A 25,302-nucleotide genomic window follows, 5' to 3' on the forward strand; every position below is an offset into this window, starting at 1 on the left:
CCTCCTTCAGGATGCCGATGATCTGCTCTTCCGAAAACTGCTTCCGCTTCATCTGTCCGTCCCTTTCCGGGGTCGGACTCTAGCTCCAACTGGAGGAAAAAACGGGGGTCACGTCACCGCACACCAGCCGAGCAAGCCGCCTATGTGGCCGTGCTGGATGACCTCGCCGGCCGCGATCGGGGAGACGAAGCAGTCATGATTTTCCGTGAGCCGACCGACCCGGACGCGGCGGTGGTCGCCGATGCCATGATCCGCGCCGGCAACGTCAGTGACGATCAATACGCCCGCCTGCTCGCCGCTGCCGATCGTCTCTATGGTCCACCGCAGGTCACCCGCGCGGTCGCATTCGATGCGTTCGGCACACTGGTCCATATCCGCCGCAAGCGGCATTCGTTCGAGCGACTGATCCGGCGGGCGCGTAGCCGAGCGGAGGCCCTGCCCTCGCCAATGGTCCAACCAATCGGCCTTGCCGACTATGCCGCGGCGCGGGGCTTGCCGCACCCAGATGCCGAGCTGGCGATGCTAAACGAGGAACTGGCGACGATCACGCTCTACCCCGATACGCTGGATGCGCTGCGCCGTGTTCACAAGCAGGGTGTGAAGGTCGCCGTCGCCTCGAACCTTGCCCTGCCCTACGCCGCCCCGCTGAAGGCCCTCCTGAGCGATTTGGTGGATATTTGGCATTTCTCCTTTGATGCAGGCGCGATCAAGCCTGACAGGGCGTTCTACGCCAGCCTGACGGCACGCCTGGGATGCGAGGCCAGTGAGCTGCTGATGGTGGGCGATACTTGGCGCGATGATATCGTCGGCGCCGTGGAGGCTGGATCACGTGCGCGATGGGTCAATCGCGAGGGCCGCGCCTCCCATGCCCGCCGGTTTATCGTCGCTCGCGAACTAAGCGACGCCTATCCCGATCGTCGGAGAGCCGCGCAAATGACGGAACTGGAACCTGTCCGCATCAGCATCAATGCGAACCTTGCCTACCTTCATTCCCAACGGTGGGCGGTTCAAGCGGGTCTGTTGCGGCAGGCTCTTGAGGATGCCGCGGATGCGGAAAAGGTAGCTGCAAAGCGGGCGTTGGACGATCATTACGACATGCGTGATCAACCCGAAACCAGCCGTGCCGCCCTGATGCGAAACGCAATTGCAACTATCGCTGCACGAAAACATGTGTGACGGCCACTCTCACTACCCTGCCCTTCCCCGCTCTCTTCGACGCTGAGCTGACGCAACGCGCGGTGCATGTTCTCAGGGACCCTCATGAACGCCGGAAACTCACCCTCAGGTTGGATGAGAAACCGGGGGACCCTCACCTCAGCACAGAACAGCCGTGCGGCGTGGTCCAAGTGAAAGGGGGCGCCGCGTCGGCGGGATCGCGTGTGCATCCAGCACCCCCATCCACCCGTAGCTAACCCTAACTCAGCACATTATCATAGCCGGGGAGCGTGGTTATGGACGTCGAGCGCGAATTCGATTTCATGATCGAACAGGGCGGGGTCCCGGGTGTAATTCTACCGAAAAAGATACACATTCGCGGGGCGTTGAACGCGGCCGCGCTCCGATCTTTTCGGCACCACACAAAAAACCTCAACGACACGGCGATCGAAGACTTCCTGCGGCAAGCGTTCAAACGACGAATAGAACTAAAGGGTTTGGGCAACCCGGTGGTGGAGTTAAAAGTATCGGACATTCTAGAGTCAGCCCGTGCACGACCAACGAAAATAGGGGTAGACGGTAAATAGTACTTTGCTGAGTGCGCTCATCATGCCCAAGTTTACAGGCGAGCGACACGTCGCCGGCGCGTAGATAGGCCAGTGCTTTAGATGGTCAAGTTCTCCTCTATGCGGCTGCAGCTCCGAGAATAGGGTCTACGACCTCAATCGCCGATCGGGCTCTCTCCGTGCTTTCGCAGGACGTCGTTGAAGGCTTCGGCCATTAGCGCCTGGAGGCTTCGGCCCTGGCGACGTGCGAGCGTGTGCATGGCAAAAGACATTTCCGGCGAGAAGAAACCGGCGATCTGCTTGCGGCCCTGGCGGCTGGCGGGACCGGTGGTGGCCCCCTGCCCCCCTATGGTCTGGCCGTTCGGGATATTCACGGTCGGCATCTGGCCGTCAGTCGTTGCCTGCGCCGTGACAGTTCTAGGGGCCGTGACAGCTCCAGGGGATGTACGATCGCGCAGATTGGCGAACGAGGGTTTGCGGCTCATGCTGCGACTTTTCCTTTTCGAGCCGGTTTGACAGTCGGTGTCGACATGCCGACCTGTCGACATGTCCACTCATAGATTTGTCGAACATCGTCGGCGGCCTTGCCTGTCGGCTCGAATTCCATGACCGTACGCCCTTCGGCGCTGGCGTGACGGAATGCGGCGCGATCGGGGATCTGGATCGGACAGGCGGGCGTACCGAAGCTTTCGACCAGTTCGCCCGCCTCCTGATACACGCGTGGCGCATTGGGCGAGCCGGCAGTGAAGACGACGAAGGCGGGCTTGCGGAGCAACTGCACCAGCTTGGCGGTCGTCTGGATCGCCGAAAGATCGAACGCACTGGGACGGCACGGGATCAGTACCAGGTCGGCGATTTCGACTGCGGCGCGGGCGGCGCTGTCGGCATGCGGGGGCGTATCGATGACGATGAACTCGGCCCCCTGCTCTTTCGCCTGCGCGACCTTGGCGGCGAGCCGTGGTGGCGGGCTGTCGATTACTTCGGGTGGAGCCTCCTCGCGCCACGCTGCCCATTGACTGGCGGTCGCCTGGGGATCGGTGTCAATGACAAGCGCAACCCGTCCGGAATCGTGCGCGGCTGCGGCAAGATGCAGCGCCAGCGTAGTCTTGCCGGCCCCGCCCTTCTGGCTGATGATTGCGATTGTCGTCATGTCAGACCCCCTACATGTCTACATGGCGACAAAGCAACAGGGCTGGCAAGCGATCCGGCCACAAACCTTGCCCTTGCCCTCTTCTCGACGGTTCTCACCGATCGACAGGTCAGCCGTCTGAAACGCATCGCCAACCGCTTGCTCCAGCTAGGGAGCATATGACGGCGTAGCCGGCATCTCGGTGGTTTCCTTCGTTCCTGCGTTTGTTTCGGTCCGATCGTGCTTTCTGGTGCCGTCAGGCAGAGGCACCGACCGGCTAGGTCGGTTCGATATAATATAGTCATATTAACTGAGGAGCGGTTGCGGATGAATATGAGACTCGCGTTCTCGACGATCGATCGTTGCACCGAGCTTGGCGAGCATCTTGCCCAATTGCCCCCCGACCGTAGATGCTGCCATGTCCCGGCAAGATAGTCCCGCGACCATCGCCGCGACCGCGCCGGTGCGGTCGATCTCGTGCTGTACCGCATCGTCGGGCAGGGGGGCCGGCCGCATCCAGCGGGGCATGAAGCCGAGCACGCGCTGGGGCAGGGTCGGGCGGTACGCATTGGACGTCTGCCGATAGCGCGGTCCCGGTCCGTCCGCGTCGATCCGCTTGAAGCGGCGCTGGCGAACGAGAAATCCGATGTCCTCAAGGATGTGGAGGGCGCGGGCGATGGTCGCTCGACCGAGGCTCGTCGCATCCGACAGATGATCGTAGCTTGGGAAGACCCGCCCGCGGTTGAGCCGTGCCAGTGTGAGGATCTCCTCGTAGACCCGTACCGCGGCAGCGGTCAGCGTGACGATCCGGCGCTCGGCCGCGGTCAGGATGCGATCGCCGGCGCGGGCCTCGCGGCGCAACCGGCGGCCCGCATCGAGCGTCCGCCGGGCGATCCGGAGCAATTTGTCGGTCTCGCCCTTGGCCGGCACCGCATAGAACAGCTCCTCGAACGTCCCCGCCTCGATGCTGTCGCGCAGTACCGGCGCGCCTGTGCGATGCGGCATGCGGGCGCGCTTGGCGCCGGCATCAGACGCTGCATTGCGCGCGCTTACGCTCGCGACAGCCTTGCCGAGCGCCCTCGCGGTCGCCTGGCCCAGGGTAAAAACTGTCATCTTCCATCCCCTTGTAGGGGCTGGGACCAAGGCAAAAAGGGGCGTGGCGCGAAACGCGCATCCTTGAACCGAAGTTCGTGTCCGGCTATATGAAGGGGGTCTGAGTGAGACCCCGGATCGACGTTTGGCGACGTCGCTCCATCTAAGCTTGGGATGCCCGGCCTCGTGCCGGGCTTTCCTTTATGGGGTCACAGCCACTCCATCTTCGGTCGTGCCGGCATCAGCGCCGACATTTCTCGATTTTTGCAGCAAATCCCGAAGAGCGAAAGCACCTACGGTTCGTGCTTTCGAGTATCAAATACGAATTACTTTACATTTCGCCGTCGGAAGTTCGTGCTTTCGAGTATCAATTCATGCGCGCATTCGTGGTTTCGAGTATGAATTGCTGTGCACATTCGTGCTTTCGGATATCAATTCCGATGCAAGTTCGTGCTTTCAAGTATCAATTCACGTTGCCCGATCCGAATCGGACGATGTCGATTCGCGCCGTGATTCGGAAATCGAGTGGCGCATAGATTCCCGCGCCACGTCCCGCTCCGCTTCGTGGGCCGGTTCCGTCGGCGGACCGATCAATGGAGCAGAGTCAAGCGAGGCCGGGCGCCGGGTGATGACGACCTTGACCGGGTTGCTCTTGCGGCCGCGCTTGACGGTATCGACCACCGCATCGGGGTCACTGACGGTCTCGATCAGCTCGAGCCGGTAGTCCGGGATCGTGTCGGCGGCCGCGATTTGCCGCAGTGCAGCACGGAAGTTGGCGAGTGGATTCTGGTAGCCGATCTGCAGCCGGAAGGTCGCGAGATCGATCTCGAACCCGTCGCCATCGCCCGTCGAGCGTGCGACTTCGTAGATCCGACGTTCTATCGGCCCCAGTTGAAAATACGCCGCGGCATAGTCTAGGACATGCCTATCGAGCAGAATCGCCCTGAACAGCCAGTCGCAGAGCCGTACCTTGACTGCCTTCAACCGCCGTTCGCCGGCCCGCGTCTTGTTGTAATGCAGTTTTGCCTCGGACAACCACGAGAAAAACCCTTCCTCGCCTTCGCCGCCCGCCTCGATATTGGTCTTGATCTGCGTGCCCTGGAGCCGCTCCAGCGCCTCCGACAGCCGGCCATAGGAGCGCGCGCTGTGATTGCTGCCGGTCACGCTGAACAGATCGTGCGCGGTGAACACGAAATCCTGCGCGACATCCTCGCCCGCCTCGAGCTTGGCGGCCATGAGGCTGGCGATGTAGAGCACGATCTCTTTGTCGTAGATCGTCGCCACGCCACTGGCGCTCGGGCGGACCTCGATCGTGACGGTATCGGTCTGGTAGCTGAGCGGCTTCATCCAAGCATTCTTGCTGAGCGCGAAGAACGGGAAGGCCATCAGCGATCGCTCGCCGCGGATCTCTCCGTACAGCGGGCTGTCGAGCAGGAAGAGCTCGCCCTGGGGGATCCTGGACGGCGTCGTCTTGCCATCCTTGGTGCGCTTTACGGTGGGCGATCGGGTCATTGGCTATTCCTACTCGAAAGCACGAACTTTTGGCATCCCATCTCCTGTCATACGGGGCAGGGGGGGCGCTACCGCCCTCCAGTTCGTGCTTTCGAGTAGAAATACACCGAGCCTTTCAAGCAAATCGACAAAATGCCCCACTTGGACCGGACGTGGCTCGTACGCGTCACACCCTGTCCGGATGTCGACATGTCGGTGCGTCGAGGCTTCGACAGGTGCGGAAGCGTGATAGGGTAAGGGGCGCATTTGCCACGGGTATTCGCTTGGTGACGTTAGTCCGTATCCATCTCCCCGTATTGAGGGGAGAGGCACCAAAGCAAACATTTCCAACATCTGGACGTTCCGACGATCAAACAGATAGACAGTTCGACAGATCGACAGCTCGACAGCTCGATATGTCGACATGTCGGCAAATCGACATTTAAAAATGTTGCCGTACGGTCGTGGTTCTATCCCTGGCCGATCCGCCTCTCGAACATGTCCGGAACAGGACGGTAACGAAAAGCGAAAGATTTCGCTTTCCTTCGAATCGGCGGTGACTCATAGAATCACGATGCCGATCCGACCTGAAAACCGCTGGCTCTATCCGATCGACTGGCGGCAAGTGTCGGACACGATCCGGTTCGGCCGCGCCGGCGCACGCTGTGAACAGTGTGGACGGCCTCATCGCCGCTTCGTGGCGCACCTCGGCGACGGGCGCTGGTGGGACGCCGAAAATGGGTATTGGCGCTCCGAGCGCGGTCGGCGGATCGCGGTCCGCGACCGGTTCGAACTGGCCGGCGTCCGTACCACCTATGTCGTCCTAGCCTGTGCGCATCTCGATCACGATCCGGGGCACAACATGCCGGCCAACCTCGCCGCTCTGTGCCAGCGCTGCCACATGCTCCACGACGCGGCCGAGCATCGCTGGCAACGCTGGTGGAACGCGTTCCGCCTGCGCGCACTGCGCGACCTGTACGAGGATCCCCGCCTTACCCGCGAACGCCTAGGGCGAGGGGGCATGGTGGCGCGAGGGTAGGGGGCTTCGGTCTAGCGACGTCATCCCTTCCCAGCAGGGACGATCGTTCGCATCGGACGCCTGCAAACGCACCCGATGCAGCGCCAGCTCGATCCAACCACCGACCCTCCGGCCAACGGCCTTACCGGCAGCAACATATCCGAGGTCATCCAGAGTTTGATGGCAGCCACGGTCGAGCATCTCCATAGATAGGTGAACCGCGTGCCAAGTCGAACATGACAGCACTCGGCTACGTCACCACAGCTTTTCAAGCTTGACCTGATCGCGAGCACCACTCCAAACGTTAACGATGTCAGCAGACGCAGCGACCCTCGTCAGATCGGACGGGGCGTTCGAGTTAACCATTGTTGACGATAGCGCACCCGGGGTATTTCTCCCCGTGACAATCGTGGTGCGCGGGCAGATGTCTAGAGCTGCCCTTCGCCTGTATAGCAAGGCCGAACGCAATATGTCAGCCGAGCAACTGGACCACCTTTTGCGCTCGGCTGTAATGCTTGGGCGGAAGCGTGTCGGGGCCAAGGGTGGTCCCATTAACGTGACGATGACCGATTTTCGGTAGTTTTCCGGAATAGTCTTGCCGCCACCTGCATGAACCATTGGGCCGACGCCGCTGGATGGCGGAGCCAGCAAGGCATCCGTTTGCCGGATCTTCAAGGTCCCGCGCTCAACCCTCCTTGGCACGCTGCCCCGGATCGGCTGGCCCCCACCTGCTAATGTCTGAGCCGATGCCGCGTCGCGCCGTCCTGTCGGAGGAACAACGCGCGACATCGGCTACTTGGCTCGGGCTACTTGGCGCGATCCAGCGTCGCCACGCGTGTTCGGTTCTCAAGTTCGGGCAGACTAAGCTTCGAAGGCTTCTGCGGTTTCGTCTGGCGAGTGTCGCTTGGTCTCGAAACCGACCGCGAGGGCTGACCAGAATCGGATGTCGATTTTTCGGCCGGCATGTCCGGTGAAGATGCCGCGCCATATATCTTGGCTTCCAGTGCCTCCACCCGGCTGGTCAAAAGCTCCAGGTCGAGCTTGTCGGGGGTCGACTGCAATGCACCGACCTGCCGCGTCAATTCGTCGATCCGCTTGTTGGCCGCGGCTATGCGTATATCGGTCTGTATCCGGTCGATGTCCGCATCTATCTGGTCCTGCGCCGCTTTCGGTTTATCGGGCGTGGGCGATGATGCCCGGTCGCAGCCAGCCACAAGGATCAGGCACGCCAGCGACGTGGTGGCCCTACGAAAATATGTCATGCTCTCCGCCTACGCCTTTGCCAGCGCGTAATCCTGCACCAGCACCTTTTCGGGGACGTGCCACGCTCCCGCGATCTTGCGGATCATCGGCAGGGTGAGCGCACGGTGACGCGCCAGTATCTCGGTCGCGCGCGACTGCCCGATCAGCGCAGCGAGTTCGGCCCGGGTATAGCCGTTCATCTCCATCGCCGCCTCGATCGCACGCACCGGATCGAGTGGTTCGATCGGCCAGCGCCGGCTTTCATATGTCTCGGCCAAGGTCGCCAGCACGTCGAGCCGATCACCCGCCTCGGTGCCGTCTTCCGCGCCCCACAGCGCCTCGATCTCGCGCAGCGCCATTTCGTGATCCTCGTCGGTCCGGATAGGACGAATGTGCATCGCACCACCTCCATTGGGCATAGTCAAAACAGGCTCACCGTCAGGGCATCGATCTTGTCATAGTCCGCATGCGTGCCGACGAACTTGATGAAGGCGATCGACCGCTTCCAGTCGAACGCGGCCACCATCCGATAGTCCCCGCCGGCAACCTCGAACTGCACTCGCTCGCCGTCGAGCGACTTGGCTTTCGAAAAATCCGCGACGACCTCCAAGGGACTTTTCCACGAGGCCGCGTTGGCGACCTCATGCCAATGCCGCAAGGAAGCTTCGGTCGTCAGATGCCTCGCCCAGAACGCGATCAAGCTGTTCCTGGCGATGATCCTCATGACTTGGCGAGCTAGCATTTCCCGTCATGGGAAGTAAGGCACTTTCCCGCCATGGGAAGTATGCGCTCGCGCGTCCTATATACCGGCCTACATATAAGGCCGGATCGCTATCGCTTCGCCGCTACAGAAAGCGCTCGCCAGCATGGTCGCAGAACAGCTCGTGGTTGCGGACATAGTCGGACAGGATCTCGAGCGACTTGTGCCGGCTGACCTCCTTCATCTTAACACCGTCGCGCCCTGCCGCGCCGCTTCGGTTAGAAAACAGGCACTCAGCGAATGCCCGGCAACCTGCGCCGGGTTATAGCCCGCAGCCGCGGCGCGCGCCTTGACCACCGGCGCCACGCCGCGGTCGCTCATCGGCTTGGCCGTGATCCGCCCTTGCGGGGTCAGCTTGCGGAACACCGGGCCGTCACCGAACCCGGCACAAGCGATCCATGCCAGCACCAGTGCCTTGGGTTGGATCCGGCGCCCTTCGGGCACCGCGATCGTCGCGCCTTCGCCTTCTTTGTCGGTCTTCGATTTGCGGATCGTGATCAACAGCCCGTCGGGCGTGAGCACGACGTCGTCGATATCCAGCGCGACCAGCTCGGATCGCCGCAGGGCGGCCGCCATGCTGATCGCGAGCAGCGCGCGATCACGCACCGCACGCACGCGGTCGCCCTCGCAGCCACACAGCATATCGCGCAGCATGTCGCCGTCCGCAGCACGCTTCTGGACCTTCTTGATCCCGTGAGTGCGCCGGATCCTGGCCATGACATTGCGGATCGCGACCGCGCCCGGCTGTTGTTGCGGCGGATCATATCCGGCCTGCGCGTGCATATAGCCGATCGCAGCCAGGCGCCGCCCGATTGTCGATGGCCGCGCGCCAGCCTCCGCTTCGGTCGACAGGAAGATCGCCACTGCGCCGGACGCGGCGGGCATAGGGTCGATCGCCCGCGCCGCGCACCAGGCGAGAAATATCCGCCAGTCCGATTCATATGCCCGTCGCGTCGCCGACGACCGCGCCGCGGCGACATAGCCGCGTGCCGGCTCGGTCTCGTCGTCCAGCAGCAACGGGATCAACGGTGTCAGCGAAATCCGCTTCAGCGCGGTGTCGTCGAGATCGTCGGTCATGTGTCGTTGCTCGGGATCGGGGATAAACGGCGACAGGTTCGTTTGATCGCAAGAATGCGAGCCTTTTTTGCCTTCCCCAACCCTATATCTTTATTCCGAGAAATACCAATTATCGGAATAAAGATATAGGGTTGGCTAAACGGAGTCGGGGCCAGATCGATAGCGATCACTCGGTCATCGACTCAATGCCGCACGCCTTCCAATCGATCAGTTCGGCACCGTGAACATTATCTGCCAGCTTTTGTTTAAGCTTTATTATCAACATAGAGAAGTATGCGACTAATTGGATGATATATTCTTCAAGTACACTCTACAGATATCATGCCTTCCACTACCTATAATTAGCTAGTAATCAGGGTGTGGCGCGCAGTAGGCGACCCAAAGTCGGACGCTCAGGTTGGAGATCCGCGAGCCCGAAAGCAGTCATTCGACAAGCCCAGAGCCGCATCGATGCCTCAGCAGCAGGTGCTTCGCTTGCAGCAGGGAGACCGCGCGGCGTACCACACTAGTTTTCGCTCGTTTCTCTACTTGGCAAGTGTAGATACCGGGCGTTGAAATCGGCTCGGTCCCGTAGGGCGACGATACTAGGTATGCGCAGCTGGCGACCCATTTTCACAATCAAACTCTCGGCCTCAAGTAGTTTAAGCATTCGGTTCACATGAACAGCAGTCAAGCCGGTGACGTCACCCAACTGTTCCTGCGTCATTGGAATGTCTATTACGTCACCGGAAGAAAGACCTCGGTCGTTCATACGTGCCGCATACTCACAGATAAAATGCGCAATGCGAGTTTGTCCATCCCGCCGCCCAAGGTTTAAAATCCATTCACGACTTATAGATCCTTCGGTTAGAACCGACAACAATATGGCCCCAGCGAGTGCTGGCGAATTCTGTACAAGCTCATTAAATTGGACTGCTGAAACGGTTGCTATATTAGCTTTTGTTAATGTCCGAACATCGTGATCGGTAGTCCCGAGAAAGACATTTGGTAGGTCCAGCGCGTCACCGGGAATAATAAGGGAGACAATCTGGCGATGACCGAAAGCGGAAACCTTTTGACGGAGCGCAATCCCACTTATCAGGATCGAACAGGTGCGTGCGACGTCACCCTCCCGTACGATATAGCTGCCCGCGGGCATCTCTCGTTGCGTCACATCCAACGATAATAGGTCGTCCTGGTCATTCTTCGATAGTAGGAACATATCGGAGAGGAGGTTCGTAAAAACTGAGAGAGCTCTTGCCACACATACTCCTCGAGGACTCAACGCCGTTGCGGGAACGAAGCGCAAGGACCAGCGTGTTCGGGCATGACCTTATAACACATAGCAAGCTCGGAGAAGCTCCCTATATTAACGCCCGATGAGAAAGTTGGCCAATACTCAGCGAACGAATTCGACTTCAGTAGAGACACTTTCCGTCGCAACTGGTGCTTGTCAGCAGGGAACAGTCCGGCATTGATCCCGCTCGTGGTCAAAAACCATCCGTACCGCGCGCTCGCGAACATCCGGCGCAAACTTGTTCGTCCTCTTGCTCAGGCGCCCCATGCTGTAAGTGAGCGGCGCAGTTGCTCGGCGTTGGGCGTTGAGCGGTCGTCGGTGCGCTACATTCCGCACAAACCGGACCAGACACCGCTGGTGATGCGCATCCGTGATCTGGCGGCAACGCGGACACGCTATGGCTATTTCCGGATCTACATCCTGCTGCGCCGGGAAGGATGGGTCGTGAACCACAAACGCGTCTATCGGTTATATCGGAATGATGGACTGAGCCTTCGGCTCAAGAGGCCAAGGCGCAACGTCAGCGCTGCCAACCGCGAACGCCAACCTGCGGCACTGGCGGCGAACGAGATGTGGTCGATGGATTTCGTCTCGGACGCCCCTTCGACAAGCTCAGGACAGGCCTGTTCGACGGCCGGCGGCTACGGGCGTTGACCGTGGTCGACGCCTTCACCCGCGAAGTACTGGCGATTGACGTCGACCAGGGGATCAAGGGCGAACATGTCGTCGAGGCGATGGCACGGATCTCGACTATCCGCGGCGTGCCGAAGGCCATTCGCGTGGACAATGGTCCGGAGTTCATCTCGAAGGCGCTCGACCGCTGGGCGTACGAGAACGGCGTGACGCTGGACTTCAGCCGACCAGGCAAACCGACCGACAATGCCTTCGTGGAGTCGTTCAACGGTAGCCTTGGCGACGAGTGCCTGAACGCGCATTGGTTCCTGTCCATCGCCGACGCCCGAGCCAAGATCGAGGCCTGGCGACGTGTTGTTGCCCCTAAAGGCCTGACAGGGCCTCGCAGGTTTGCGCGATGAACTCGCGGGGTGATCGATAGCGCAAAGCGCGGTGCAGATGCACCTCGTTATAATGGGCGAACCAGCCGGGCAGTTGGTCGATAACGCTCTGCGCATTCGGCCTGGGGTTCACACGGACATAATCGCGCTTGAGAGTGCGAACGAACGCCTCGGCCATGCCATTCGATTGAGGACTGCTGACCGGGGTCGTGCGCGGGATCAGCCCGATGCCCCGGGCGAACGCACGTGTGTTGCGAGCGGTGTAGCAGCTGCCGTTATCGGTGAGCCACTTGATCGGTTCGGGCACGCGGTTCACCTGTCCGTAGCGATGCTCGACCGTGGCGACCATCAGGTCCTGGACGTCCTCTGCGGTGATGCCGCCCGTCGTCGCCACGTGGCCCATCGCCTCGCGGTCGCAACAGTTGAGCGCGAAGGCGACACGCGCACCTTCTCACCATTGTCGCAGGTGATCTCCAACCCGTCGGAACACCAGCGGGTGTTGCGGAGGTCGACGGCGACCCGGCCATCGTGACGCCGTTCCTCACGGCGTTCGCCGTCTCGCTGTAGGAGCAGCCCGTGCACTTTCATGAGGCGGTAGACGCGTTTCGGATTAGGTGCTGCGCGCCCGGTCTTCTCGGCTTCCCGGCGCAGCAGAGCATGAACGCGGCGATAGCCATAGGACGGCAGATCGGCGACGAGCGCGCGGATGTCGGCGACCAGCTCGGCATCCGGCAGCGGCGGTCGTCCGCGTGGTCGGGGCGCCGGGCGATGGCGCATTGCGCACAGGTGTGGGCGAGCAATTCCGACCGCCTCTGCGACCGCGCTTACCGTGCATCCCGCGGCAACGAGGTCGAGCGCAACAGCAGTTTTTTGGGCCTGCGGCCCGGAACACGGCCTCGCGGAGCAGCTCGTTCTCCATGGCCTTTTTGCCGAGCAGCCGGTGTAGTTCGCGCACCTGCGCTTCGAGCGCACGATACTCGGACGCCGGCACCACTTCCTCGCCAGCTGCCGCGGCGGTCAGCGCACCTCGCGCCATCAGGCGCCGCCAGGTGAAGATCTGACTGCCACCGATGCCGTGTCGGCGGGCGACGAGCGACACGCTCATCCCCGGTAGATACGTTTCTTCGACGATCCGGACCTTTTCCTCCGGTGTCCACCGCCTCCGGCGCTGAACACCAGAGAGAACCTCGCCATCGTTGTAACGCCTGGTCGTACCGTCAGTCATATGCCTCACTCTTATCTAAGAGCCGGGCCCTGTCAGGTCATTTAGGGGGCCACCTCACAACGGGACTATAACGAAAGCCGCCATCACACATCGCTTGGCTGGATGACGCCGGTCGAATATGCTGCTGCCGCGGCCATCAAAGCGGCCGAATGAACGCCGGAAACTCACCTTCAGATTGGATGAGAAATCGGGGGACTCTCATGAACGCCGGAAACTCACCCTCAGGTTGGATGAGAAACCGGGGGGCCCCTAAACGCTGCGCCATATTCGGATATCTCCATTATTGCCGGCAACGCTGCGGCAGCCATCGTGAAAGTCGGCCGATTGCGGCAACATGCCGGCAACTCGCAGATCAATCCGTGAGCCATGTGGTTAACGTGACAATTTTTCTAACGCGGCGTTAATTTTCGTACCGCCGCGGTGCAGGGCATGGCGGGGGATCGTGCTGCACCCCGCTAATTCCTAGCCGAAACACGTCGCCGAGCGTCCCTGTGTGAGGTGTCTTTCGTCGTAATCCTGCGGTTTAGCGCTAGTCTGCGTCATTCTGGCACATTTATCTTGATATTGCTGTGGAACTTCATGGTTGATGAAAAGTAAATGCGCTACGTAACAGGCACTGAGGTGGTTGCCGGTTTGGTGGTTATCGCGTCTGCGAAAGCCCAGAGCCTGAGACGAAGTTAGTTAACGGGGTGAGAGGCGGGGGGGTACCAACCCGAACTGCTGGTTCACTATCACAGTCGTTTATCGACAGACGCAAGATACAGGGATGATGGACATGGCTTTTCGCAACAATGACGTATTGATTCGCACGGCTGCTACGCAGAACGTTGCCGTAGGCAACACCGACGACGTATTCAACGGTGCCGGTGGTGCCACTGCATTCGTCATTGCCAACGGCGACGTAGGTGACGACACCTTTACGAACTTCGGCAGCGATGATTCGATCATCACCGGCAAGAAGATTTTTGACGGCAACAACGATGGCTTTATCGCATTTGGCCCGAATGGCGTGCTTGACGTTGATCGTTTTGGCGGTGGCGATAACCGTGCGGGCAATGACCAGATCCAGGTCGTTGGTGAAAACGGCAATGACATTACCGAGATCCGCTATCTTGGCACCAAGGGCGGCAATTTTGCTTACGCCGATTCGGCAACCCTTCGTAACTTGTTTGACACGTTCGGTCAGACCAACGTGATCGAAGGTACCGTCGGCAACAACACGATCGAAGCCGGCGCTGGCGCCAAGGTCATTCTGCATGACAACGCCCTGGGCCTGAACCTCGGTGGGGACACGATCAACGGCTTTGGTGCCGACGATCTGTTCGTTACCACCGCCAAGCTGTTCGACAGCGACAGCAGCGAAGTTGTGACCTTCGGTAGAAACGGCGTGCTCGACGTTTCGGGTTCGACCGGTCCAGCAGCAACTGATCCCAGCAAGGGTCCGGGCGGCCAGGTCGATTTCACCGGTATTGACGGTATTGCCTATCTGGGTACGAACGACATTGATGGCGTGACCTATTACTACTACGGCACCGCCGACACGACGGTTAGCCCTTTTGGTAATTAACCTGACCGGGTCGGGCGATGCTCGACCCTGTCGGATACGATAAAGAGGCCCGCCCCGTCACGGGGTGGGCCTTTTCGTGTTTAGGCTACATCAGCGCGCGTAGTACGTCACGGCTGAAATCCGTGGGTGCCGACAAGGCAGGCAGAAACGTAGCGATCGCCACCAGTGCGGCACTCCCTGTCGAAGCAATCCACAGCATCGTCCGCCGCCGGTGAACCGCCCTGTCGACGCATCCTATTTGGGGTGATGGTTGCCGGCGTTCGCCATGGCGGCGATCCGATCCGGGCAGTATCGGTATCTGCTGACGGCGTCGGTCATATTGCCGTCGACGTTCGGGATGCGACAGCGTCCGGTATGCTTGGATGATCTGTGACGCTCGGTCCTGCGACCCGCCCTGTTCGCCGCAATCGGCCCGTCCGCTGCAATCGGGATGCCATGTGCGGATGAGCGCGCGAAACGCCGCGCGCACGGTTGCCGCGTCGGCAACGGGGGAAACCATCAGGATATCGTAATAACTGGGACAATAACGGTCCGACACCCCCAACCCCTTCAATTGCGACCAGGACCGAGACTTGCTACAAACCGGTGTACCGAACGTTGAATTCATTGCTTAGCGAGCCGTTCACCATGGAACCGTCCCCGAATATCATGACGGCAGCGGTTTCTGCCGGTTGTCCGATCAGCCAGATCGGTCCGGTCCGGATTGCCGTACTGACCGAAGCCGAGGCCGTGCGCCGCGTAAACGCGATGATTGATGCCACCGGCGAACGGATCGTGGCATTCTGCAACGCCCACAGCGTCAACCTGGCACGCAAGAATCCGGCATTGCGCGACGCCTATGCCCGGTCGCTGGTGCTGAACGACGGGATCGGCGTCGACCTTGCGCGCAAATGGCTGGAAGGGGAGGCCTTCCCCGCCAACCTTGCCGGTACCGATTTCCTCACCCGGCTGCTGTGCGAACGTCGTACGCCACTGTCGCTTTATCTGCTGGGCAGCAAGCCCGGGGTCGGCGCAGCGACCGCCGTCGGGCTGTCGGTGATCGCCCCGCAACATCAGGTGGTCGGCATGCAGGACGGGTATTTCACACCGGATCAGGCCAATGCGGTGGTGGCTGACATCGTCCGCTGCAAACCCGATATTGTCCTGGTCGGCATGGGTCAGCCCCGGCAGGAGATTTGGGCAGCCGATTACGCCGTACGGACGGGCGCGCTGGTGATCTGTGTGGGTGCCTATCTGGATTTCGTCGCCGGCGTTTTTCCCCGCGCACCGGCATTGTTGCGCATGCTGCGGGCCGAATGGCTCTATCGACTGATCCTGGAGCCGCGGCGACTGTTTAGCCGTTACGTGATCGGAAACCCCAAGTTCCTGCTCGGCATTTTGCGAGATCGCAGTAAATCCGAAATTAAGCAGTCATCCTAAGGCTTTACACAAGTCCCTTGCCGCATTGGTTGTCTGAACGGTCGCACCACGCGACTATCGGGGCTAGGCAAGGCGAACATGCTGGGAATCAATCTCTCCGGGGCGGAATTCGGCAAGGGTGACAAGTATGGATATGACTATATCTATCCGTCCTCGAAAGATTTGACACTTTACGCTGATCAGGGACTGACGCTGGTTCGATTGCCGGTGCGGTGGGAACGTCTTCAACCGGAACTGGGGGGTGCGCTCGACGCCGCCGAACTCGGACGGCTGAACACCTTTCTGTCCAATGCGGCGAAGGCCGGGGTGCAGGTCATCATCGACGTGCATAATTACGGGCGGTACGACGGCAAGGTGATCGGATCGGCCGACGTACCGATCGCCAGTTTCGCCGATTTCTGGTCAAAATTGGCCGGCGCCATCGGATCGTCGCCCGCGCTACTCGGCTACGACCTGATGAATGAACCGCACGACATGCCGAACAAGACGATATGGCCCCAGGCGGCGCAGGCCGCGACTGACGCCATCCGTGCGGTGGGCGATACCAACACCATCTTCGTCGAGGGCGAACATTGGGCCAACGCGTCCAACTGGGCGGCGAAGAATCCGTTCCTCGACGTGCAGGACCCGCTCGGCAACCTCGCTTACGAAGCCCATGTCTATTTCGACAAGGATGGTTCGGGCACGTACAAGGGCACGTACGAGCAGGAAGGTGCCTATACCGAGATCGGCGCAAACCGGCTGAAAAGCTTTGTCGGCTGGCTGGAAGAGAAGGGTGCCAAGGGCTTCATCGGCGAATTCGGTGTTCCCTCGGACGATCCCCGGTGGCAGACGGTGCTCGACCATTTTCTGGCGACGATGAATGACTATGGGCTGTCGGGAACCTATTGGGGCGCGGGTTCGTGGTTCAACGGCTACAAGCTGGGCCTGCTCGACAAGAAGGGGGCGGGGACGGCGTCGCTGGACACCTTGCTGTCGCACGTCGCCGATGGGGCGGATGTCGGAATCGGTGCCGTTGCACCTGTGGCGATCGACAGCCCGCTGCGCGTCGAACAGAACGGCACCGTCCGTTATGTCGGCACGGCGGACCATGACGCGGTCGACCTGTCGGCGTCGGGTGACGCCGTGATCGCCACGCTTGACGGGGTCCGGTTCGTTTCGATCGAGGAACTGATCGGCGGTCGCGGCAACGACGTCCTGACCGGCGACGGCATGGCCAACCGTCTGCAGGGCGGTGGCGGCAACGACTGGCTGGACGGGCGCGGCGGCGCAGACATCCTGACCGGCGGGGCCGGCGATGATATCTATTTCGTCGACGATGGTGGTGACCAGGTGATCGAGCGTGTCGGCGAAGGCCGCGACCAGGTGATCGCCAACGTCGACTGGACGCTGGGCAGCTCGATCGAGAACCTGACCCTGGGCGGAGCCGCGGTGCAGGGGACCGGCAACGGCTTGGGCAATGTGCTGATCGGCAATGCGCTGAACAACCGTCTGATCGGGCTAAGCGGCGACGACGTGCTGGACGGCGGGGCAGGGGCGGACACGCTGACCGGCGGGACCGGCAACGACCGGTATCTTGTCGACAATGTCGGCGACCTGATCGTCGAGCGGGCGAAAGAGGGAACCGATACGGTCGTGGCGTCGCTGAACTGGACATTGGGCGCCAATGTTGAACATCTGACGCTGACCGGTACCGCGCGCCTGACCGGCACCGGCAATGCGCTTAACAACCGGATCGACGCCAACAATGCGGGCAATAGCCTGATCGGTGGCAGCGGCGATGACATCCTGACCGGCGGGGCCGGTGTCGACCGCCTCGAAGGCGGAAACGACGAGGATACGCTGATCGGTGGCGGCGGCGACGATATCCTGATCGGTGGTCTGGGCCGCGACTGGCTGACCGGGGGGGGCGGCAACGATCGTTTCGTGTTCCTGACGCGCAACGATTCCAAGAGCTCGGGCATGGACCGGATCCTCGATTTCGTGCGCGGCGAGGATCGGATCGACCTGTCGGCGGTCGACGCCAATACCAGGGTATCGGGCAACCAGAACTTTGCATTCATTGGCGCGGACGCGTTCGGCAAGCGTGCCGGCCAGCTCCGCTACGACACGCGTGACGACTATACCGTCGTCCAAGCCGATCTGAATGGCGATGGCGTCGCTGATATCGCCTTTCGTCTCGAATCCTTTGTCCACAAGCTGGACGCATCCGACTTCCTGCTGTGAACCGGGTCAGGGGGGTGCCCGACCGACCGCGCCTAGATCACGCATCGAAAGTTTAGTAACCAAAGAACATATACGCTACGACAGCTTAGCGATAAATGCATCGTTAACCATTGGCTGACAAGCTACGGTGACGGGAGAACAATGATGCTGTCCGAAATTGCGAAGCTGATTGCCGACGTCGAGACCATGGGCGGCGATCCGATCAGCGAGATACTAGCGCCCAGCGAAATCCGCGCGATTGCTGAGACGATCATCGCGTCGAATCTGCTGGCCGGCGGCAAGGTCATGACGGCGGCCTATCCCCCGCATGTCGCGTGGATGGCGGCGGTCCCGTCGCACCTCCATGACTGCTTCAGCGCCTGAAACTTGTGCCGACGGCGGAGTTACTGGGAAGCGGTTTCCGACCGACCGACCGACCCGTATCATGATCGGCACCAGCGATCTGGAAAGATACGGTATCAGGGTGCGGCAGCGACTGCAGCGGACGGACACTAAACCGATACCCGCTCTAACCACACAGCAGCGCGCCGACCGCCCGCAACCCCTGGATGTCGTCGTACCGATCCTGGCGCGGGCGTGGAATATCAAGGACCGTCTGCAGTGCGCCATAGTGTAGAAGTGCTGAAACCAAGACTTCGGGACATTTTAACCGTGGCTGTGATAGGCGACCAGTATGTGACCGCAGCCGGGCCTGCCCTGACAGACAGGGGGACAGGCCAGCGTACGGAACAGTGAAACGGGGTGGTGGCGTGTTGAAATATCGTACCGATATCGATGGCCTGCGCGCCGTTGCGGTGGGTGGCGTGGTCCTGTTCCATGCATTCCCGACGTTGCTGACCGGGGGGTTCATCGGCGTCGACGTGTTTTTTGTCCTGTCGGGCTTCCTGATTACCGCGATCATCCGTTCGGATGCGGAGGCCGGCACCTTCTCGATCGGTGGTTTCTACGAACGCCGGTTCCGACGCATCCTGCCCGCGCTGCTGGCGATGGTGGTGGTCACGTCGCTGGCCGCGATCGCCATCCTGCCGCCGTTCGAATTGCGGAACTACGGCAAAAGTCTGGGCGGCGTCGGACTGTTCGTGTCCAATATCGTCTTCTGGAACGACAGCGGCTATTTCGACACCGCGTCGGCCGACAAACCGCTGCTGCACACCTGGTCGCTGGCGGTGGAAGAGCAATTCTACATCGTCTGGCCGATCGTCGCGGCGGCACTGGTCCGCATGGGGCGACGGCGGTTGCTGGCTGGGTTCGTCTGGGTGACGGTCACGTTGTCGCTGCTTGGCGCGATCATAGCGGTGCGATATGCACCGTCGCAGGCGTTCTACCTGTTGCCCTATCGCGCGTGGGAACTGGGCATGGGGGCGCTGCTGGCCACCGGCGCGGTACCATCGCTGCGGACCCGCTGGTCGCGCGAAGGCGCAGGCTGGGCCGGGCTGGCGCTGATCCTGGTTCCGATGCTGGTCTACAGCGAAGCGACTCCCTTTCCAGGCCTGGCCGCGTTGCCACCGTGTCTGGGCGCACTGCTGATCCTGCATGCCGGACAGGGGGCGGAGACCCGTGTTGGGCGGATGCTGTCGTGGCGGCCAATGCTGTTCGTCGGGCTGGTGTCGTACAGCTTCTACCTGTGGCACTGGCCGTTGCTGGTGCTGCCGCGCATCGCGCTGAACCGCCCACTGACACCGATCGAGGCGGCATTGGCGGTGGCCGTCGCGCTGGGGCTGGCGGCGCTGTCGCTACGCTACGTCGAGAAACCGTTTCGCGGGCGGGGGACGATTGCATTGTCGCAGCGCAAGGTTCTGGTCGCCAGCGTGGCGGCGTGTGCGACATTGATGCTGACAGGGGCCGGGCTGTTCGCGACCTGCGGGTTTCAGGCGTTTGCCGCCCCCGACGTGGTTGCCGCCGAACGCGCGGTCGAGAGTATCAACCCGCTGCGCAAAGTCTGCCACAACGACGCCGGCACCGACGTGCTAGGGCCGGTCGGTCGCTGCACCGGCGGTACACCGCACCCGGATGGTGGGTATCAGGTGCTGCTATGGGGAGACTCGCATGCCGATCACCTCGCCGCCGGGTTCGACCGGTTGGGCCGCGAACAGGGATTTGTCTTCCGCCAGGCCAGCGTTTCGGGATGCGACACACTGGCGATTCTTGATACCGACGATCGGCGCAAGGCTTGTGCGGATTTCCATCGCAAGGCGCTGTCCGAGGCGGCAAGGCAGCCCGACCTGCGCGCGATCGTCATCAGTTCGCGCTGGTCAAAGTCGTTGCCAGGCCGTGCCGCCAACCTGAAGTCGGAACCGGCGGCCATCCGCCAGATGCACGACAAGCTCACGCAGATGGTGCAGCGCATCCGAACCCAGGCCGGACCGCGGCCGGCAATCATCCTGATCGGCTCGACACCCGAATTCGATTTCTGGCCGGCAACCTGTCTGGCGCGTGCCGCCAAGTCGGGGCTGGGCAGGGCGCAATGTACGCGCGCCGTCGCCGCCGACCGGGAATGGGGGCCAAAGGCCGATCGCGTCTTGACCGGGACCGCCGGCGTGACCGTGATCCTGCCGCGTCGTTCCTTCTGTGCCGGTGACCGGTGCCAGACGGTGGCGGGCGACATAATGCTCTACCGCGATGACGATCACCTGACCAACGAAGGGGCATGGTTCGTGGCCCGCCAGACGGCAGCGGCGATCGCCTCCGCCCGGTTTTCGAGTAGCCAGCCCTGACCAGATAGCCGGTTTCCCCCTTCATGTGTGGTGACATCTGTGCCGGCATGCAGAAGCTTGTTCAATGTTCGCAGTCCCGCTCGTTTCGATGGTCAGTGCCTTCTGTAACCGTGCCGGTCGGCTGGTGGAATTGGTCGGCAGCGTGCTGGTGCAGGATTATCCGCCCTAGAAGTTATCGTTGTCGTCGACGACGGATCGCGTGATGACACGCTGGTCGATCCACGGCTGACGACCATCGGCCGTAAAAACTGTGGGTTCTTGGCATCCATGAACGAGGCCATCGCCGTCAGTCGCGGCCAGTTCATCGCGGTGCATGGTTCGGCGCGCTGATGATGGTGAAGGGCAAGGTCGAACAGGGCTGGCCCATCGTCGAACGCGCATGGCGAGCGTCCGGGCCAACAGGTCCGAATGATCCGCGCGCTGGCCACGCTTCACGATCGTCTAGTGCTGTGGGTGCGGATCGGTCGCCCGATCCTGGCACGGCGGTTGAGTCAGTTCCGCGAGGGTACTGCCCCCCCGGAGTGGCTTCCGTCCGGTTGGCACCACTGTCATCCCTCCCGTGGGCGACGCCTAGCCCGCCGGGGTTTCCGATCTTGGGTTTTTCGGTCCGGGGCGGCGTTGCCGGTCGTGGTCGATGCCGCAGCATTGACCACGCCTCCCGCCCTGCCGTACCGGCGGTGCAAACTGGTTCAACCTGGTGGCTCAACGCACTAGGATGTTGCCCAGGATTGGCACGTCGTTAGCGACCAGACGGTCGATCAGGGCGCGCACCGACTTCAGTGAGGTATGGCGACGCTCGGACAACAGCAGCACGCCATCGGCACCCCGCGCGATCGCCGCAACGACGTCGGCGGGTTGATTGCCGGCATCAACGATGGCGAAGCGATAGCCGCCACGCAACGCGCGCAGCTGTTCAACCAGCGACACCCGTTCCACCGCCTCGCTCAACCCGGAGATAACGGGGCCGGATGCAATAAGATCGAGGTTGGGTACCGGGGTCGAAACAATGCTGTCCTCGCGCGCCGCGCCGCCGGTCAGAAGCGATGTCACCCCTTCTACCGGAGCGACCCCGAACAACGCATCCTGTGCCGGTGCGGCAAAATTGGCGTCGACGACGATGCCAAGCCTGCCCAGTTGCGCGAACAGCGTCGCCAGATTGGCCGCCACTCCCGCCGTATCGTCGGTGCCGCAGCCCGCCAGCACGATGACCGACAATGCATCACGGTCGAGATCGAGCACGGTCAGCAAAGACGACCGCAGCTCACGCAGACTCACCGACAGGGGATCGTCGGGCGCATAGGCGGCGACGACCGCACGGTTGACGCCGGTGGCATCGGGATCAATCAGTTCGCCCGCTTCGGCATGGCGAGCCACCGCCTGGCGCATCACATTGGGATCAATCAGTCCTAGGTCGACCGCGGCGGCGTCGATACTGGCACCAGTACGTGCCTGATACTGAACGATGCGTTCGCGATCCTCAGCACTCAGGCTGTCGGTATCGATCAGCGACGCATCCGTTCGCCGGGCCTTGCCCGGCTTGCCGAGATCGACAGATGTCGCAACCGGGCCTCTACCCGTGCTGGAACGCAGCTTCATGCCATGGCTCCCGAACCCAGAATCTTCTGCTCCCGGTTGAGGTCTGCCAGCACCGGCACGCCGGTCAGCGACACCAGTCCGCCAACCGTGCGGACCTTGGGATTGCGCCATTCCAGGAACAGCGCGGCAGCGATGCCGGCGAACAGGCCCGCGAACAGCCCTAGCAGGAAACGCAGCGCGACATTCGGGCTGGACGGCAGGGTCGGCGCGACCGCACGGTCGAGCAGGCTGACGTTGCTCATCGGCACTTCGCTCTGCAGTCGTACTTCGTTCAGGCGTGTCGTGACCGCGTCATAGGCGTTGCGGGCGGTATCGACGTCGCGCTGAAGCACGGCCATCTGATCCTGCGCCCCCGACAGACGCAGCACCTGATCGCGTTTGGCCTGAACAAGGCCGCTCAGCGCGCCGGCGCGGGCTTGAGCGGCGGCATTGGCGGTCTGTACGGCGGATACGGCCAGACCGACCGCCTGGCCGCGCTTGGAACGCAACTCGGCGATCTCGGCATTGGCGGCCGTCACCATCGGATGATTGGGACCGAGCGACTGGCGCAGCTGCTGCAACGCCGCGGACTTGCCGGCGATCTGGGTGTCGAGGCCCTGTACCACCGCCGATTGCTGGGCATCCGACGAACTGCCAATGTTGCTGCCCGCCTTGGCGCGCGCCTGGGCTGCATCGGCCTGCGCGGCGGTCAATTGCTGGCTCAGTTCGCTCAGCTGCGTCTGTTCGATGTCGAACCGACCGGCCCCAACCAGCCCGCGTTGCTGCTGAAACCGCGTCAGTCGGGCCTGCGCCTGTTCCAAGCGGCCGCGTGCATCACGGATCTGGCTTTCAAACCACTGCGAATAGACCCGTGCCGGATCAATGCGCAGCTGGAGCTGGATCTGCACATAGGCCTGCGCAAAGGCGGTCGCCAGACGCGCCGCCAGAGCCGGATCCTCACTCTTGTAGTTGACGGCTAGCACGCTGGTATTGCGGGTCGGCAGGATATCGAGCGGCTTTGTAATACGCCGGCCGATCCATTCGCGGATCGGCAGCGTGCTGCCGGATGCCTGGTACTGGCGGACCAGTTCGGGGTTGCGGTCCATGGCCAGATTGCCGGCGACACGTTGCGCGACATAGACGCTGCGGATGATGTCCGCCTGGGTGCCGATCACCGCCGCGGCCTTTGCTGCGCCGCCCGCCCCGGATTTGGATGCGACCGGGTCGGCCTGTTGCGTGTCGAACAACAGCGTTGCCGCAGCGGTATAGGTTCTGGGCGAGGTCAAGGTCCACACGCCCACCACCGCGAGAACGACCAGCGTCGCCAAGACGATCAGGCGCCAGCGGGCGCGCAGTGCCTCGATATAATCCCAGGCGTTCATCGCCCTTCCCCCTTGATGATCCGGGCCGGGCCGGTCTGATTGGCCGACCGTTCCACAGCGCAGAAGGTCAGCAGAAACTGCGGGGCCAATACATCCTCGAACGCCAGCCGCGCAGCTCCTTCGTCGAGGCGGCCCAGCGCCGGCGACAGGGCCTCGATCAGTTGCGGCATGATCGCCGGGTCGATACCCGCCCCGGCCAGCGCCCGGGTCAGGTCGTCGGGCGTAAATTCCAGCCGCATCGCCGCGGTCTGGGCAAAAGCCTCGATCGCGGCCAGCGGGAAGCGACTATCGCGCACCAGCGATGCAAACAGCGCCTCGTCGCGCAGGTTCGTTTCGCGCCAGATTTCGCGCGCGCGCACGACGCCGGCAAGGACGGTGTCGGTATTGGCGAAACGATGGTCGCGTTCGATCGCGCACAGGCAACTGTGCAGGCTGAGCAGGCGCATGTGATAGGGCGAACCGCATACCAGCCATCGCAGCAGCGCCAATGCCTCGTCGTCGAACTGCAGGCCGATCGCCTGGCTCGTCGTCTGGATAAAGCGTTCGACGTCGTCGTCGGCGATCGGGGTTAGTCCGACCGCCAGAATATGCCGCCGTACAGATGCGTGGACGTCAATCAGGTCGCCGACATCGCCCGAAATGCCCACGAAGATCAGGCGGACGCGCGACCGCATGTCCGACAGCAGCTTGATGAGCAGCGCGATCTGCCCTTTCGTCGCCTTGTCCTCCAGCCGGTCGAATTCATCAAGGATCAAGATCACGTCCTCGCGCTCGACGCGGGCCAGCATCGTGGCAACCGAGCGCGGTGTCGGCGACGTGCGGACCAGCGCCATCGCGTGTGCGAAATCATCAGCCCGCATGCCGAATGTAGCCGGGCCGATCTCGTCTAGATACGGCAGCATCAGTTCACCGAAATCGCCGCCACCCGCGCACGACAAATAGATGACCGACACGCCCCGCGCATCGGCCAGGTCGCCGAACACGCGAACAAGCGACGTTTTGCCGCTGCCGCGCGGGCCATAGATCACCGCGTGCATGTGCGAATCGATCACCGCTCCGGTCAGGCTGTCGAGTTCGCCTTGGCGACCGAACAGATCGCGGGGACTGTCGACGGGCTGATGCGCGCCGAACAGCCGGATGGCCAAGGTGCGCGTCCGTTCCGCCATCCGCACCGCGCGTTCGGGTGCGACCGGTGGCGACGCGGGCGGCGCGCGCCGTGCCGGGGCATGAGCCGCCTGCGACGCACTGCGCAACGGATCAGGCAGCGCAAGCAGACCCCGCTGGCCCGTCAGCCAGCCACGCACATGTCCGAACCATTCACGCAACATGACTATCTCCGGCAGCCGTGGAAATGAAGCTGCCCTTCTCCGACGAG

At 62.0% G+C, this 25,302-nt stretch carries 21 protein-coding genes and 2 pseudogenes; 9 read left to right on the forward strand and 14 right to left on the reverse strand.

Going from position 1 to position 25,302, the window contains the following annotated elements:
• Window positions 1-144 precede the first annotated feature (144 nt).
• Complete coding sequence (locus U1737_RS06510) at window positions 145-1,176, forward strand: HAD family hydrolase (RefSeq protein WP_332796053.1); 1,032 nt, start codon at window positions 145-147, stop codon at window positions 1,174-1,176.
• A gap of 275 nt (window positions 1,177-1,451) precedes the next feature.
• A complete protein-coding gene (locus U1737_RS06515) occupies window positions 1,452-1,742 on the forward strand; it encodes a hypothetical protein (RefSeq protein WP_332796054.1) in 291 nt (96 codons plus the stop codon).
• 134 nt (window positions 1,743-1,876) lie between these two features.
• On the opposite strand, the gene U1737_RS06520 is transcribed toward U1737_RS06515, so the two are convergent.
• From U1737_RS06520 to U1737_RS06535, 4 genes are all read right to left on the reverse strand, one after another.
• Entirely contained in the window at window positions 1,877-2,104 is a 228-nt protein-coding gene (locus U1737_RS06520) for a ribbon-helix-helix domain-containing protein (RefSeq protein ID WP_443027100.1), read from the reverse strand.
• Between the two features lie 98 nt (window positions 2,105-2,202).
• Complete coding sequence (parA, locus tag U1737_RS06525; protein WP_332796056.1) at window positions 2,203-2,871, reverse strand: ParA family partition ATPase; 669 nt, start codon at window positions 2,869-2,871, stop codon at window positions 2,203-2,205.
• 285 nt (window positions 2,872-3,156) lie between these two features.
• Window positions 3,157-3,963, reverse strand: coding sequence for a helix-turn-helix domain-containing protein (locus U1737_RS06530; protein WP_332796057.1), 807 nt, complete (start codon window positions 3,961-3,963; stop codon window positions 3,157-3,159).
• 447 nt (window positions 3,964-4,410) lie between these two features.
• On the reverse strand, window positions 4,411-5,454 hold the full coding sequence (locus U1737_RS06535) for a replication initiator protein A (RefSeq protein WP_332796058.1): 1,044 nt from the start codon (window positions 5,452-5,454) through the stop codon (window positions 4,411-4,413).
• A gap of 553 nt (window positions 5,455-6,007) precedes the next feature.
• Here U1737_RS06535 and U1737_RS06540 point away from each other — a divergent pair.
• Window positions 6,008-6,472, forward strand: coding sequence for a hypothetical protein (locus tag U1737_RS06540; RefSeq protein ID WP_332796059.1), 465 nt, complete (start codon window positions 6,008-6,010; stop codon window positions 6,470-6,472).
• Between the two features lie 785 nt (window positions 6,473-7,257).
• Here U1737_RS06540 and U1737_RS06550 read toward each other — a convergent pair.
• From U1737_RS06550 to U1737_RS06570, 5 genes are all read right to left on the reverse strand, one after another.
• On the reverse strand, window positions 7,258-7,713 hold the full coding sequence (locus U1737_RS06550) for a hypothetical protein (RefSeq protein WP_332796060.1): 456 nt from the start codon (window positions 7,711-7,713) through the stop codon (window positions 7,258-7,260).
• A gap of 9 nt (window positions 7,714-7,722) precedes the next feature.
• The gene (locus tag U1737_RS06555; RefSeq protein ID WP_332796061.1) at window positions 7,723-8,091 is read right to left on the reverse strand and encodes a helix-turn-helix domain-containing protein; all 369 of its coding nucleotides are present in this window, start codon (window positions 8,089-8,091) and stop codon (window positions 7,723-7,725) included.
• A gap of 23 nt (window positions 8,092-8,114) precedes the next feature.
• The gene (locus U1737_RS06560) at window positions 8,115-8,417 is read right to left on the reverse strand and encodes a type II toxin-antitoxin system HigB family toxin (RefSeq protein WP_332796062.1); all 303 of its coding nucleotides are present in this window, start codon (window positions 8,415-8,417) and stop codon (window positions 8,115-8,117) included.
• A gap of 216 nt (window positions 8,418-8,633) precedes the next feature.
• Entirely contained in the window at window positions 8,634-9,530 is an 897-nt protein-coding gene (locus tag U1737_RS06565; RefSeq protein WP_332796063.1) for a site-specific integrase, read from the reverse strand.
• 505 nt (window positions 9,531-10,035) lie between these two features.
• Window positions 10,036-10,773, reverse strand: coding sequence for a Crp/Fnr family transcriptional regulator (locus tag U1737_RS06570; RefSeq protein ID WP_332796064.1), 738 nt, complete (start codon window positions 10,771-10,773; stop codon window positions 10,036-10,038).
• Window positions 10,774-11,067: 294 nt separating this feature from the next.
• Here U1737_RS06570 and U1737_RS06575 point away from each other — a divergent pair.
• A pseudogene (locus U1737_RS06575) lies at window positions 11,068-11,792 on the forward strand (IS3 family transposase); the annotation flags it as partial.
• A 10-nt stretch (window positions 11,793-11,802) separates the two neighbouring features.
• Here U1737_RS06575 and U1737_RS06580 read toward each other — a convergent pair.
• A pseudogene (locus U1737_RS06580) lies at window positions 11,803-13,044 on the reverse strand (IS3 family transposase).
• Between the two features lie 775 nt (window positions 13,045-13,819).
• Between U1737_RS06580 and U1737_RS06585 the strand changes: the two are divergent.
• Window positions 13,820-14,611, forward strand: coding sequence for a hypothetical protein (locus U1737_RS06585; protein ID WP_332796065.1), 792 nt, complete (start codon window positions 13,820-13,822; stop codon window positions 14,609-14,611).
• A gap of 85 nt (window positions 14,612-14,696) precedes the next feature.
• Here the strand turns inward: U1737_RS06585 and U1737_RS20660 are convergent, their stop codons facing one another.
• Window positions 14,697-15,218, reverse strand: a complete 522-nt coding sequence (locus tag U1737_RS20660) for a J domain-containing protein (RefSeq protein ID WP_443027094.1) — start codon at window positions 15,216-15,218, stop codon at window positions 14,697-14,699.
• Window positions 15,219-15,238: 20 nt separating this feature from the next.
• Here U1737_RS20660 and U1737_RS06590 point away from each other — a divergent pair, with 20 nt between their 5' ends.
• The 4 genes from U1737_RS06590 to U1737_RS06605 all read left to right on the forward strand — a co-directional run bounded on the left by U1737_RS06590 (window position 15,239) and on the right by U1737_RS06605 (window position 20,970).
• Window positions 15,239-16,030 carry a WecB/TagA/CpsF family glycosyltransferase gene (locus U1737_RS06590; RefSeq protein ID WP_332796066.1) on the forward strand — a complete coding sequence of 264 codons (792 nt, stop codon included), beginning with the start codon at window positions 15,239-15,241 and terminating at the stop codon, window positions 16,028-16,030.
• Window positions 16,031-16,108: 78 nt separating this feature from the next.
• On the forward strand, window positions 16,109-18,256 hold the full coding sequence (locus tag U1737_RS06595; protein WP_332796067.1) for a cellulase family glycosylhydrolase: 2,148 nt from the start codon (window positions 16,109-16,111) through the stop codon (window positions 18,254-18,256).
• 144 nt (window positions 18,257-18,400) lie between these two features.
• Window positions 18,401-18,619, forward strand: coding sequence for a hypothetical protein (locus U1737_RS06600; protein WP_332796068.1), 219 nt, complete (start codon window positions 18,401-18,403; stop codon window positions 18,617-18,619).
• Window positions 18,620-19,005: 386 nt separating this feature from the next.
• The gene (locus tag U1737_RS06605; RefSeq protein ID WP_332796069.1) at window positions 19,006-20,970 is read left to right on the forward strand and encodes an acyltransferase family protein; all 1,965 of its coding nucleotides are present in this window, start codon (window positions 19,006-19,008) and stop codon (window positions 20,968-20,970) included.
• 702 nt (window positions 20,971-21,672) lie between these two features.
• On the opposite strand, the gene U1737_RS06610 is transcribed toward U1737_RS06605, so the two are convergent.
• From U1737_RS06610 to U1737_RS06620, 3 genes are read right to left on the reverse strand one after another with little or no spacing between them, the layout of a single operon-like run.
• Window positions 21,673-22,566, reverse strand: coding sequence for a P-loop NTPase family protein (locus U1737_RS06610; protein ID WP_332796070.1), 894 nt, complete (start codon window positions 22,564-22,566; stop codon window positions 21,673-21,675).
• Window positions 22,563-23,927: a GNVR domain-containing protein gene (locus U1737_RS06615; RefSeq protein WP_332796071.1), complete on the reverse strand. Its 1,365-nt coding sequence runs from the start codon at window positions 23,925-23,927 to the stop codon at window positions 22,563-22,565. The genes U1737_RS06610 and U1737_RS06615 overlap by 4 nt, the downstream gene beginning before the upstream one ends.
• Complete coding sequence (locus U1737_RS06620) at window positions 23,924-25,255, reverse strand: AAA family ATPase (RefSeq protein WP_332796072.1); 1,332 nt, start codon at window positions 25,253-25,255, stop codon at window positions 23,924-23,926. The genes U1737_RS06615 and U1737_RS06620 overlap by 4 nt, the downstream gene beginning before the upstream one ends.
• Between the last annotated feature and the right edge of the window lie 47 nt (window positions 25,256-25,302).

This window comes from Sphingomonas fucosidasi (assembly GCF_036663855.1).
GTDB lineage: Bacteria > Pseudomonadota > Alphaproteobacteria > Sphingomonadales > Sphingomonadaceae > Sphingomonas > Sphingomonas faeni_B.

Coding starts and splice junctions, on each gene's coding strand:
- U1737_RS06515 (WP_332796054.1), top strand. CDS start 1,452: ATGGACGTCGAGCGCGAATTCGATTTCATGATCGAACAGGGCGGGGTC.
- U1737_RS06520 (WP_443027100.1), bottom strand. CDS start 2,104: ATGCCGACCGTGAATATCCCGAACGGCCAGACCATAGGGGGGCAGGGG.
- parA (WP_332796056.1), bottom strand. CDS start 2,871: ATGACGACAATCGCAATCATCAGCCAGAAGGGCGGGGCCGGCAAGACT.
- U1737_RS06530 (WP_332796057.1), bottom strand. CDS start 3,963: ATGACAGTTTTTACCCTGGGCCAGGCGACCGCGAGGGCGCTCGGCAAG.
- U1737_RS06535 (WP_332796058.1), bottom strand. CDS start 5,454: ATGACCCGATCGCCCACCGTAAAGCGCACCAAGGATGGCAAGACGACG.
- U1737_RS06540 (WP_332796059.1), top strand. CDS start 6,008: ATGCCGATCCGACCTGAAAACCGCTGGCTCTATCCGATCGACTGGCGG.
- U1737_RS06550 (WP_332796060.1), bottom strand. CDS start 7,713: ATGACATATTTTCGTAGGGCCACCACGTCGCTGGCGTGCCTGATCCTT.
- U1737_RS06555 (WP_332796061.1), bottom strand. CDS start 8,091: ATGCACATTCGTCCTATCCGGACCGACGAGGATCACGAAATGGCGCTG.
- U1737_RS06560 (WP_332796062.1), bottom strand. CDS start 8,417: ATGAGGATCATCGCCAGGAACAGCTTGATCGCGTTCTGGGCGAGGCAT.
- U1737_RS06565 (WP_332796063.1), bottom strand. CDS start 9,530: ATGACCGACGATCTCGACGACACCGCGCTGAAGCGGATTTCGCTGACA.
- U1737_RS06585 (WP_332796065.1), top strand. CDS start 13,820: ATGGCTTTTCGCAACAATGACGTATTGATTCGCACGGCTGCTACGCAG.
- U1737_RS20660 (WP_443027094.1), bottom strand. CDS start 15,218: ATGAATTCAACGTTCGGTACACCGGTTTGTAGCAAGTCTCGGTCCTGG.
- U1737_RS06590 (WP_332796066.1), top strand. CDS start 15,239: ATGGAACCGTCCCCGAATATCATGACGGCAGCGGTTTCTGCCGGTTGT.
- U1737_RS06595 (WP_332796067.1), top strand. CDS start 16,109: ATGCTGGGAATCAATCTCTCCGGGGCGGAATTCGGCAAGGGTGACAAG.
- U1737_RS06600 (WP_332796068.1), top strand. CDS start 18,401: ATGCTGTCCGAAATTGCGAAGCTGATTGCCGACGTCGAGACCATGGGC.
- U1737_RS06610 (WP_332796070.1), bottom strand. CDS start 22,566: ATGAAGCTGCGTTCCAGCACGGGTAGAGGCCCGGTTGCGACATCTGTC.
- U1737_RS06615 (WP_332796071.1), bottom strand. CDS start 23,927: ATGAACGCCTGGGATTATATCGAGGCACTGCGCGCCCGCTGGCGCCTG.
- U1737_RS06620 (WP_332796072.1), bottom strand. CDS start 25,255: ATGTTGCGTGAATGGTTCGGACATGTGCGTGGCTGGCTGACGGGCCAG.